12 protein-coding genes and 1 pseudogene are annotated in these 9727 nt (G+C 70.3%); 9 read left to right on the top strand and 4 right to left on the bottom strand.

What is annotated here, in order from left to right; all coding sequences use genetic code 11:
* Positions 1-28 precede the first annotated feature (28 nt).
* The 3 genes from AC3WXD_RS15680 to AC3WXD_RS15690 are packed head-to-tail and all read left to right on the top strand — an operon-like array spanning position 29 to position 2959.
* Positions 29-709, top strand: coding sequence for a paraquat-inducible protein A (locus AC3WXD_RS15680; RefSeq protein WP_231401697.1), 681 nt, complete (start codon positions 29-31; stop codon positions 707-709).
* Positions 696-2330: a PqiB family protein gene (locus AC3WXD_RS15685; RefSeq protein ID WP_020205631.1), complete on the top strand. Its 1635-nt coding sequence runs from the start codon at positions 696-698 to the stop codon at positions 2328-2330. Before AC3WXD_RS15680 ends, AC3WXD_RS15685 begins: the two co-directional genes overlap by 14 nt.
* Positions 2327-2959: a PqiC family protein gene (locus tag AC3WXD_RS15690; RefSeq protein ID WP_492324131.1), complete on the top strand. Its 633-nt coding sequence runs from the start codon at positions 2327-2329 to the stop codon at positions 2957-2959. Before AC3WXD_RS15685 ends, AC3WXD_RS15690 begins: the two co-directional genes overlap by 4 nt.
* Positions 2960-2982: 23 nt before the next feature.
* Here the strand turns inward: AC3WXD_RS15690 and AC3WXD_RS15695 are convergent, their stop codons facing one another.
* Complete coding sequence (locus AC3WXD_RS15695) at positions 2983-3522, bottom strand: nucleoside 2-deoxyribosyltransferase (RefSeq protein WP_020205629.1); 540 nt, start codon at positions 3520-3522, stop codon at positions 2983-2985.
* A 187-nt stretch (positions 3523-3709) separates the two neighbouring features.
* On the opposite strand from AC3WXD_RS15695, the gene AC3WXD_RS15700 reads away from it, so the two are divergent.
* Together AC3WXD_RS15700 and AC3WXD_RS15705 are read left to right on the top strand one after the other, a co-directional pair.
* The gene (locus AC3WXD_RS15700) at positions 3710-3904 is read left to right on the top strand and encodes a DUF1059 domain-containing protein (protein ID WP_020205628.1); all 195 of its coding nucleotides are present in this window, start codon (positions 3710-3712) and stop codon (positions 3902-3904) included.
* Positions 3905-3933: 29 nt separating this feature from the next.
* Positions 3934-4091, top strand: a pseudogene (locus AC3WXD_RS15705) (DUF2274 domain-containing protein); the annotation flags it as partial.
* Positions 4092-4100: 9 nt separating this feature from the next.
* On the opposite strand, the gene AC3WXD_RS15710 reads toward AC3WXD_RS15705, so the two are convergent.
* Complete coding sequence (locus AC3WXD_RS15710; RefSeq protein ID WP_492324132.1) at positions 4101-5003, bottom strand: LysR family transcriptional regulator; 903 nt, start codon at positions 5001-5003, stop codon at positions 4101-4103.
* Positions 5004-5159: 156 nt separating this feature from the next.
* Here AC3WXD_RS15710 and AC3WXD_RS15715 point away from each other — a divergent pair, with 156 nt between their 5' ends.
* Positions 5160-5558, top strand: coding sequence for a RidA family protein (locus tag AC3WXD_RS15715; protein WP_029044166.1), 399 nt, complete (start codon positions 5160-5162; stop codon positions 5556-5558).
* Between the two features lie 131 nt (positions 5559-5689).
* Here the strand turns inward: AC3WXD_RS15715 and AC3WXD_RS15720 are convergent, their stop codons facing one another.
* Positions 5690-6457, bottom strand: a complete 768-nt coding sequence (locus AC3WXD_RS15720; RefSeq protein ID WP_492324133.1) for a tetratricopeptide repeat protein — start codon at positions 6455-6457, stop codon at positions 5690-5692.
* A 294-nt stretch (positions 6458-6751) separates the two neighbouring features.
* Here AC3WXD_RS15720 and modA point away from each other — a divergent pair, with 294 nt between their 5' ends.
* The 3 genes from modA to AC3WXD_RS15735 all read left to right on the top strand — a co-directional run bounded on the left by modA (position 6752) and on the right by AC3WXD_RS15735 (position 9048).
* A complete protein-coding gene (gene modA / locus AC3WXD_RS15725; RefSeq protein WP_020205700.1) occupies positions 6752-7567 on the top strand; it encodes a molybdate ABC transporter substrate-binding protein in 816 nt (271 codons plus the stop codon).
* An 82-nt stretch (positions 7568-7649) separates the two neighbouring features.
* On the top strand, positions 7650-8321 hold the full coding sequence (modB, locus tag AC3WXD_RS15730; protein WP_029044182.1) for a molybdate ABC transporter permease subunit: 672 nt from the start codon (positions 7650-7652) through the stop codon (positions 8319-8321).
* A 7-nt stretch (positions 8322-8328) separates the two neighbouring features.
* Positions 8329-9048 (top strand): ATP-binding cassette domain-containing protein, encoded by a 720-nt coding sequence (locus tag AC3WXD_RS15735; RefSeq protein ID WP_020205702.1) that lies wholly within the window; start codon positions 8329-8331, stop codon positions 9046-9048.
* Between the two features lie 77 nt (positions 9049-9125).
* Here AC3WXD_RS15735 and AC3WXD_RS15740 read toward each other — a convergent pair whose 3' ends face one another.
* On the bottom strand, positions 9126-9638 hold the full coding sequence (locus AC3WXD_RS15740) for a CYTH domain-containing protein (protein WP_020205703.1): 513 nt from the start codon (positions 9636-9638) through the stop codon (positions 9126-9128).
* Positions 9639-9727: the final 89 nt, after the last annotated feature.

Genomic DNA, 9727 nt, shown 5'->3' on the forward strand with positions numbered 1-9727 from the left:
CGAAAGCGCGCTGGCGCGCTCGCGCCGCATGGCCGCCGGCGTGATGGCGGAGCTGGCCGACGACGACGAGGACAAGCCGCTGCCGCAGGTGCCCACCGCCACCTCGATGGGGCTGGTCTCGTGCCACGCCTGCGACGCGCTCAGCCCGCGCGCGCTGGAGGGCGGGCCCTGCCCGCGCTGCGGCGCCACGCTGCACCACCGCAAGCCGCACAGCGTGGCGCGCACCTGGGCCTTCCTGCTGGCGGCCTACATCCTCTACATTCCGGCCAACCTGCTGCCGGTGATGGTGACGCAGTCGATCCTCGGCACGCAGCACGACACCATCTTCTCGGGCGTGATCTACCTGTGGCTGTCGGGCTCCAACCTGCTGGCCATCGTGGTGCTGATCGCCAGCATCGTGGTGCCGCTGCTGAAGATGTGCATCCTGACCTTGCTGCTGCTGTCCGTGCATTTCCGCTCGCGCTGGCGCATCCGCCAGCAGACCCGCCTGTACGGCCTGGTCGAGGTCATCGGCCGCTGGTCGATGCTCGACATCTTCGTGGTGGCGCTGCTGGCCTCGCTGGTGCGCGCCGGCGCGCTCGCCACCATCATCCCGGGCGGCGGCGCGCTGGCCTTCGGCTCCGTGGTGGTGCTCACCATGCTGGCCTCACTCAGTTTCGACCCGCGCCTGCTGTGGGATTCGCTGGATGCAAACGATGCCCGATCTTGACAACGCTTCCCCCTCCCCGCCACCGCAGCCGCCTTCGCCGGCGCGCCGCCGGCGCTCGCGCTGGCTGCCCTCGCTGGTGTGGCTGATCCCGATCGTCGCCGCCGTGGTCGGCCTGTCGCTGCTGATCCGCACCATCGCCGAGCGCGGCCCCGAGATCACCGTCACCTTCCGCACCGCCGAAGGGCTCACGCCGGGCAAGACGCCGGTGCGCTACAAGGACGTGGACATCGGCCTGGTCAAGTCGGTGCGCCTGGCGCCCGACCGCTCGCACGTGATCGCCAGGATCGACCTGACCCAGGACGCGGCCAGCTTCTCGGCCAAAGACACGCGCTTCTGGGTGGTGCGCCCGCGCTTCGCGACGAGCGGCATCTCCGGGCTGGAGACGCTGCTGTCGGGCGCCTACATCGGCGTGGACGCCGGCAAGTCCGAGGAACGCATACGCGATTTCACCGGGCTGGAGGTGCCGCCGGCCGTCACTACCGACGCCTCCGGCAAGCAGTTCGTGCTGCGCGCGGCCGACCTCGGCTCGCTCGACATCGGCTCGCCGGTCTACTACCGCCGCGTGCAGGTCGGCCAGGTGGTGGCCTACCAGCTCGAGCCCAACGGGCGCGACCTGTCGCTGCGCGTGTTCATCAACAAACCCTATGACAAGCTGGTCACGGCCGACACCCGCTTCTGGCACGCCAGCGGCGTGGACATCAAGCTCGACGCCGGCGGCTTCAAGCTCAACACGCAGTCGCTGGTGACGGTGCTGCTGGGCGGCGTGGCGTTCCAGGCGCCGGACGACTCCAGGGCCACCGCGGCGGCCAGCGAGAACACCCAGTTCCTGCTCTCCAGCGACCAGACCGAGGCCATGAAGGAGCCCGAGGAACTGGTGCCCTCGCTGGCCGTGCTCAACTTCGACCAGTCGGTGCGCGGGCTCTCGCCGGGCGCGCCGGTGGACTTCCGCGGCGTGGTGGTGGGCCAGGTGCGCTCGATCGGCATCGAGTACGTGGGCGACAAGAAGGCCTTCCGCCTGCCGGTGGTGGTGGAGCTCTACCCGTCGCGCATGGGCTTCCGCGCGCGCGACGTGGAGGACGTCAACCGCGCGCGCACCATCGTCCAGGCGCTGGTCAAGCGCGGCATGCGCGCGCAGCTGCGCACCGGCAACCTGCTGACCGGCCAGCTCTACGTGGCGCTCGACTTCTTCCCCAAGGCGCCGCCGGTCGGCGTGGACTACAACGGCGCGATCGCCGAGCTGCCCACCACGCCGGGCACCTTCGACGAGCTGCAGGCCAAGCTCGGCGACATCGTCAACAAGATCGACAAGGTGCCGTTCGAGCAGATCGGCCAGGACCTGCGCGCCTCGCTGGCCACCATGAACACCATGCTCGCCAGCGCCGACAAGCTGGTCGGCCAGCTCAACGGCGACGTCGCGCCGCAGGTGGTGGCCGCGCTGCAGGACGCGCGCAAGACGCTCAGCGCCGCCAACGGCACGCTCGCCTCCGACGCGCCGCTGCAGCAGGACACGCGCCGCATGATGCAGGAGCTCACGCGCACCGCGGTGTCGCTGCGCGCGCTGACCGACTACCTGGAACGCCACCCCGAAGCGCTGGTGCGCGGCAAGCCGGAGACCCCATGATGACCCGCAAGATGATCTCCTCCGCCATGCTGGCGCTGCCGCTCGCGGCCGCGCTGCTGGCCGGCTGCGCCTCGCCCGAGCCGCGCTACTACACGCTTGCCGGCAGCGCGAATGGTGCGAACGGCGCGAACGGCGCGCCCGCGGCGGCCCCGGCGCCCGGCGCCCGGCCGCTGTGGATCGAGGTGGCGCCGGTGCGCGTGCCCGAGCGCCTGAACCGCCCGCAGCTGGTGGTGCGCAGCGGCCAGGACGGCGAGCTGCGGCTGCTCGACCAGTCGCGCTGGTCGGCGCCGCTGCCCGATGAGTTGCGCGACGCGCTCTCGCAGCAGTTGCAGGCCCGGCTCGGCGCGCTGGACATCTACCAGCAGGGCCTGTCGGGCCTGCCGGACGAGGCCCCCGTGTACCGCATCACCACCGAGGTGGTGCGGCTGGAAGCCAGCGTCGGCGAGCGCGCCAGCGCCACCATCAACTGGACCGTGCGCCGCCTGCCCGACGGCAAGGTCAGCGCCGGGCGCACCCAGGCCGAGCTGCCGGCGCCGGGCGCGGTGGACGGCGTGGTGGCGGCCTACCGCCAGATCGTGTCCGGCACCGCGGACGACATCGCCGCCGGCATGGCCAGCCTGCGCCGCTGAACCGGCGCCGCGCGCCCGGCCGCTCAGTCCTCGGCCGGCGCGCCGGCGCCGCGGCAACTGCGCCGCCGCTCGGCCTGCTCCATCGCGGCCAGGCATGCCTCCGGGCCGCCGGCCACCAGCTTCACCGAGCAGGCCAGCATCAGGTTCTTGGCGAGGCCGAAATCCTCCACCACGAAGCCGCGCGCATCGCGCATGGCGCCGTCCTCGCCCCTGGCCACGCCGACGCGCTCCAGCAGGGTGCCGGCGTCGGCGCTGTAGCCCCACACCGGCTTCTGCAGCGCCACCGCGAAACCGGCCTCGAACACGGTCCCCGAATCCGGCTCGCCGGGCCCGCGGAAATCGTCGAGATTGGCCATCACCATGTCGGCGCGGCGCAACAGGTTGATGTTGGCCTCGTAGATCCAGCGCGCGGCGTCGGGACCCGGCAGGCCGGCGGGCGCCGCCTTGTCGAGCGGATAGAGGCCGAGGAAGCCGTGCCGGGCGCACAGCGCCTTGAGGTATTCGCCGTGGGCGACGGCGTCCGGGCGGAAGACGTCGAAACCGGCTAGGTAGATCGATTTCATCTTGGCTTGGGTATGTCGGGTTGGGCAGCGGGCAGGCGCTTGAGGATAGCCGATCCGGCCCCGGCATGGGCTTTCGCGCGGGCCGCCCTATACTGGACTCGCACGCCGCGCGTGGCCCGCCACGGCGCCGCGGCCGGAGCCTCGGCGAGGCCCCGCCGATACACCCTCATCGCGTCAGGAGCCAGTCATGGGACGCAAATATATCGATTGCCGCGAGTTCCCCAGCGAATCCAAGTGCACGGTCGCCCTGAGCGCCGACAGCGAGGAAGAACTGCTTCAGGTCGCCGTGCAGCATGCGGTGCAGGTCCATCACCATGAAGACGGACCGGAGCTGCGCCAGATGCTCAAGAGCGCATTCAAGGACGGGGCGCCGCCGGCGTGAGCGCGGCACCCCCGGTTGCCGGCAAGGTCAGCCTGAAGACCGGCCTCGACCGTCACGCCGCGCTGCACGCGCAGACGTATGGCGAGGCGGTCGATGCCGAAAAGTCGATCCCGCCCATGTTGGAGGCGTTCATGGCGGGGATCGGGGACTCGGAAAAGGAAGCCTTGGCAAAGCAGCGCCGTCGAAAACGAACGGATCAGGAGATCACGCCGATGCGTTCCTCCACCCAATCGATGAAGGCGCGCAGCCTGGCATTGGCACGCCGGCTTGGGTGGAAAGCGACATGCAATGGCATGGGGTCCAGTTGCCACTCGGGAAACAACCGGATCAACGTGCCCTCGGCTGTACAACGCTGGGCCATGTAGTCTGGCAGCCATACGATTCCCAGTCCGGCCACGCCTGCAGCCAGATAGGCATTGCCGTCATCGACGGCAAGGGCATAGTTGCCACGGATGCTGACGATCTCCTCGCCACGTCGCATCGGATACGGGACGCGCTGGTTTCTGTGTGCCCACAGATAACCCACGATCCGATGCGCGGATCCATCGAGTTCGCTCGGATGGCCGGGGTTCCCGGCGCGCCGCAGGTACTCGGGCGCGGCGTAGGTCTGTAGATGGAGATCGCCCACCCGCCTGGCGATCAGTGTCTGGTCAACAATGGGCCCGCCCCGGATCACGCAGTCGATGTTCTCATCCAGTAGATCAGACGTGCGATCGCTGACACGCATGTCAAGCTGAATGCCGGGGTAGCGCTCGTAGAAACCGGGGAGCGCAGGCACCAGGATCAAGCTGGCCAGTGGGCTGGGCACATCGACCCGCAAGCGCCCTTCGAGCATGTCTGATCCTCCTGCCACGCCACGTTCCGCTTCCTGCAGGTCGGCCAGCAGTCGAATCGCATGGTCGTAGAAGGTTTGCCCTGCAACCGTCACCTTGACCTTGCGGGTGGTTCTATGCAGCAGCTTGGCATGCAGGCGTGTCTCGAGCTGCTGCACCAATTGGGTTGCCGTCGCCCGGCTGATATGCAGGGTCTCCGAGGCCTTGGTGAAGCTGCCTGTTTCCACCACGCAAGCAAAGACGCGCATCGCATCGAACCGATCCATCTTTTGTTCCGAGAATTTGATTCATATTGTTTGGATTTTACAAATTCTGGTGAAGAGAATAGGCCATTTATCGATGACATCCCCGCCTGTAGAGTCTTCCATTCATCCCAGTGAAGTCCGGCAGAGATTGCTGGACAAAGAAAGTGAGAACTCGCCATGGCGTCATCCCGCGATGTTGTATTCCCTGCAGGGCGTCAAGCTTTGTATGAACGAAATCATTACTCCCCGGCCGTACGTGTGGACGGCTTCCTTTTCGTGTCCGGCCAAGTCGGCAGCCGGGAGGATGGCTCGCCAGAGCCGGAGTTGGAGGCACAGATTCGACGCGCTTTTGACAACCTCAATGCTGTGCTGGAGGCCGCTGGATGCACGTTTGACGATGTGGTCGATGTCACGGCATTCCTGATTGATCCGCAGGACACGCTAGAGACCGTCTGGAAAGTGCTGCCGGATTACTGGGGCGAGGCGCCATACCCGACACTGACGGGGGTTGGCGTGACCTGGCTGTCCGGCTTCCAGTTCGAGATCAAGGTGATCGCGCGACTGCCTGCGGCTTGAGCGGCCGGATGGCAGTATGCGTGGACGGGACGATCAGCTCGCGGGGCGAATGTCGAACCACTGCCTTGTATGCGATTTCAGGCCTCGCGCGACTTACGCGACATGCTTGGTGTTCCCGCGCAGCGCGTCCCCTAGCGGCGCGCCAGCGCGCGGATCGCCGCGGCATGGCCGCGCTGGGCCGCCGCTTCGTACCATGCCAGCGCGCGGCGCTCGTCGCGCGCCACGCCGGCGCCGTCGCGGTAGGCGTTGGCGAGCATGAACATGGCCGGGGCCACGCCGGCGTCGGCGGCCACGCCGAACCAGCGCGCGGCGCTGGCGGCGTCGGGCGCGCGACCGTAGCCGCCACGGTGCAGCAGGCCGAGGTAGTAGGCGGCGCCGCTGTCGCCGGCGGCGGCGGCAAGCGCGAAGTGATGCCAGGCCGCGGCGGCGTCGGGCGCGGTGCCGCCGGCTTCGCTGCCGTCGCCGCTGTCCGCGCCGTCGCCCGGGAACGCGGCCTTGCCCAGCAGGAAATGCGCGCGCGCGTCGCCGCCCTCGGCGGCATCGCGCAGCCAGCGGCTGCCTTCGGCGCGCTGCGCGGCATCGCCGCCGGCCAGCAGCGCCTCGCCGAGCGCGGCCTGGGCCGCCGCCTCGCCCTGCTGCGCGGCGCCGCGCAGCGCGGCCAGCGCGTGGCGGTCGGCACCCGCCTGCGCCTGCCAGTGCGCGAGTTCCAGGCGGCGCGCGGCGGCGCGCTCGCGCCACACCGAGGCGCCGCCCACGCAGCCGGCGGCCACCGCCACGGCCACCAGCACGGCGGCGAGCAGGCGGCGCTGGTCGTGGCTGTCGGCCACGCGCGCGGCGGCCACGGAAGTCCGCGGGACGCCGCCCGCCGCGAGCGGCCGCGCCGCCCTGCCTGCCACCATTGCCGCCGTTCCCGCCGTCGCTGCCGTCATCGTCATCGCCATCGCACCAGCCATTGAGGTCGCGGCCATTGTCATGAACGCAGATGGCAGCAGGGTGACGCGGCGGTGACACGCCCGTGACGCCAGGCCGGGCCACGGGGCCCGCATGCACCGAATGTGCCATTGACGCCGCGTTATATACCGTCATATATTGCGAATTCATGTAGCGCGCATTCGCTTCCAGCGTTCGCGGCGCGCGCGCCGAGCCTTCCGGCCCGCCGCGGCCGCTCTCCCAACCTCCGCACAGCCATGCCCATGCAACCGATTCCCGCCTGCCCGCCCGCCCTGCCCCGTCCGCCGCGCGGCGCCCGCCGGAGCGCCTCGCTCGCGGCCGGCCTGCTGCTGTCCGCCACGCTGGCGCTGTCCGCGCCGGCCGCCTTCGGCGCCGACCTGGTGGTCTCCGCCGCGGCCAGCCTGACCAACGCCTTCAAGGCGCTGTCCGAATCCTACGAGCGCGCCCACCCGCAGACCAAGGTGATCCTGAACTTCGGCGCGTCGGACGTGCTGATGCAGCAGATCATCAACGGCGCGCCGGCCGACGTGTTCGCCTCGGCCGACCAGGACGCGATGAACAAGGCCGAGGCCGCGCGCGTGGTGAACGCCGCCACCCGCCGCGACTTCGCCGCCAACCAGCTCGCGCTGATCGTGCCGGCCGACAGCAGGCAGGAAGTGGGCAAGCTGCAGGACCTGACCAAGCCCGAGTTCAAGCGCATCGCCTTCGGCAACCCGGCCTCGGTGCCGGTGGGCCGCTACACCAAGGGCGCGCTGGAAGCGGCCGGCGTGTGGGATGCGGTGTCGGCCAAGGGCGTGATGGCGCAGAACGTGCGCCAGAGCCTGGACTACGTGGCGCGCGGCGAGGTCGAGGCCGGCTTCGTGTTCGCCACCGACGCGGCCATCATGCCGGACAAGGTCAAGGTCGCGCTGCGCGTGCCGACCCGCCAGCCGGTCACTTACCCGATCGCCGTCACCGCCGTCGCCAAGCAGCCGGCCGAGGCCGCCGCCTTCGTCGGCTACGTGCTCTCGGACGAAGGCCAGGCCGTGCTGGCCAAGTACGGTTTCCTGAAGCCCTGACCCCGCGCGCCGGGCCGCGCCGCGGCCCCGGCGCCATCCGCCGCCGGGCCGACGCGCCCGGCCGGCCATGCCTATGAATTCCCTGCAAGCCGTCTGGGTCCCGCTGGCGCTGTCGCTCAAGGTGGCGGGCTGGGCCACGCTGATCAACGCCGTGCTCGGCGTGGCGGTGGCGTATGCGCTGTCGCGCTGGCGCTCGGGCGCGCGCGACCTCGTCGACGCCATCCTCACGCTGCCGCTGGTGCTGCCGCCCACCGTGATGGGCTATTACCTGCTGGTGCTGGTGGGCCGGCGCGGCGTGCTCGGCGCCTGGCTCGGCCAGCTCGGCATCGAGCTGGTGTTCACCTGGCAGGGCGCGGTGCTGGCGTCCACCATCGTGGCCTTCCCGCTGGTGCTCAAGTCGGCGCGCGCCGCATTCGAGGGCGTGAACAGCCAGTACGAGGATGCCGCGCGCGTGCTCGGCACGCCCGAGGCCGGCATCTTCTTCCGCATCACGCTGCCGCTGGCCGCGCGCGGCATCATCGCCGGCGTGCTGCTGGCATTCGCGCGCGCGCTGGGCGAGTTCGGCGCCACGCTGATGGTGGCCGGCAACCTGCCGGGCCGCACGCAGACCCTGTCGGTGGCCATCTACGAAGCGGTGCAGGCCGGCGACGACAACACCGCCAACCTGCTGGTGCTGGTGACGTCCGTCACCTGCGTGGTGCTGCTGGTGGCGGCGGGCCGGCTGGTGCCGGCCGCGCGCAAGACCCTGGGATGACACGGCCATGAGCATGCACGTCACGGTCCGCAAGGATCTCGGCACCGACGACCGCCGCTTCGCGCTGGACATCAGCTTCGTCTCGGAGAGCCGGCGCATCGCCCTGTTCGGACCGTCCGGCGCGGGCAAGAGCCTCACGCTGCGCGCCATCGCCGGGCTGCTGCGGCCCGACAGCGGCCGCATCGTGCTCAACGGACGCACGCTGTTCGACAGCGAGGCCGGCATCGACGTGCGCCCGCAGGAGCGCCGCGTGGCCTACCTGTTCCAGGACTACGCGCTGTTCCCCCATCTGACGGTGGCGCAGAACATCGCCTTCGGCCTCGCGCGCGGCTGGCGCAACCCGGGCCGCAAGGCGAGCCACCCGGAGGCGCAGCGCTGGATCGACGCGTTCGGCCTGGGCGCGATCACCGGCAACTATCCCGGAGAGATCTCGGGCGGGCAGAAGCAGCGCACGGCGCTGGCGCGCGCGCTGGTGGCGCAGCCCGACATCGTGCTGCTCGACGAGCCGTTCTCCGCGCTCGACCCGGCGCTGCGCGTGCGCATGCGCAACGAATTGCGGGCGCTGCAGGCCAGCCTGGACGTGCCGATGCTGGTGATCTCGCACGACCCCGAGGACGTCGAGGCGCTGGGCGACCACGTGCTGGAGGTGCGCGACGGCCGCATCCACGGCGGCGGCCCGGTCAAGGGGCATCCGCAGATCTACGCGCCCGTGCCGGCGCACGAATAGGAAGCCGTTTCGGGAAGACCCTGGCGTCGTCGCGCGGCACGGCAGGTTGAAACGACTTCCAGGCGCGCGCGGCCGTCTCAGCGCGCGCGCAGCAGGTCCACGTAGGCGGTTTCCACCAGTTGCGCGCGCGCCACGCCGAGCTTGTCCAGCAGCGCGTGCGCCTCGGCCACGCCCGCCGCGGCCGCTTCGCCGTCGGCCAGCACCACTTCCAGCTCGAGAAAATCCCCCAGCCCGGCCACGCGGTCCAGGTGCACGCGCGTGCGGCCCACGAGGTACAGCACGCGCGTCTTGCGCACGCGCCCGCCCTCGCCCCACGCCGCCGCCAGCGCGGCGCGCAGGGAATCGGGCGCCGCCGTCGGCGAGATGATGTAGTGGCTTTCCTTCGGCCCGGCCTGGTCGGCGCGCGCATAGAAGATCAACTGGCCTTCGCCGGGGGCCAGCACGCGCAGCTTGAGGCGGCCGTTGGCGCACGCGAAGAAGGTGTCGTCCTGCTCGATCCGTTCCGGGCCGTGGTCGGCCAACGGCGCCACCAGCGGCGCCAGCGCCTCGACGCTGGCGATGCGGGCCTTGATTTCCACGTTGGTGGGCATGGGGTGTCCTCTTGCTGTTGCTGTTGCTGTTGCTGTTGCTGTTGCTGTTGCTGTTGCTGTTGCTGTTGCTGTTGCTGTTGCTGTTGCTG

The sequence above is a fragment of the Cupriavidus sp. FW216-B1 genome (genome assembly GCF_058789195.1).

What these genes read in the sequence shown, in the direction of transcription:
- AC3WXD_RS15680 (WP_231401697.1), top strand. Translation starts at nt 29, where the DNA reads ATGGCCGCCGGCGTGATGGCGGAGCTGGCCGACGACGACGAGGACAAG.
- AC3WXD_RS15685 (WP_020205631.1), top strand. Translation starts at nt 696, where the DNA reads ATGCCCGATCTTGACAACGCTTCCCCCTCCCCGCCACCGCAGCCGCCT.
- AC3WXD_RS15690 (WP_492324131.1), top strand. Translation starts at nt 2,327, where the DNA reads ATGATGACCCGCAAGATGATCTCCTCCGCCATGCTGGCGCTGCCGCTC.
- AC3WXD_RS15695 (WP_020205629.1), bottom strand. Translation starts at nt 3,522, where the DNA reads ATGAAATCGATCTACCTAGCCGGTTTCGACGTCTTCCGCCCGGACGCC.
- AC3WXD_RS15700 (WP_020205628.1), top strand. Translation starts at nt 3,710, where the DNA reads ATGGGACGCAAATATATCGATTGCCGCGAGTTCCCCAGCGAATCCAAG.
- AC3WXD_RS15710 (WP_492324132.1), bottom strand. Translation starts at nt 5,003, where the DNA reads ATGGATCGGTTCGATGCGATGCGCGTCTTTGCTTGCGTGGTGGAAACA.
- AC3WXD_RS15715 (WP_029044166.1), top strand. Translation starts at nt 5,160, where the DNA reads ATGGCGTCATCCCGCGATGTTGTATTCCCTGCAGGGCGTCAAGCTTTG.
- AC3WXD_RS15720 (WP_492324133.1), bottom strand. Translation starts at nt 6,457, where the DNA reads ATGGTGGCAGGCAGGGCGGCGCGGCCGCTCGCGGCGGGCGGCGTCCCG.
- modA (WP_020205700.1), top strand. Translation starts at nt 6,752, where the DNA reads ATGCAACCGATTCCCGCCTGCCCGCCCGCCCTGCCCCGTCCGCCGCGC.
- AC3WXD_RS15735 (WP_020205702.1), top strand. Translation starts at nt 8,329, where the DNA reads ATGAGCATGCACGTCACGGTCCGCAAGGATCTCGGCACCGACGACCGC.
- AC3WXD_RS15740 (WP_020205703.1), bottom strand. Translation starts at nt 9,638, where the DNA reads ATGCCCACCAACGTGGAAATCAAGGCCCGCATCGCCAGCGTCGAGGCG.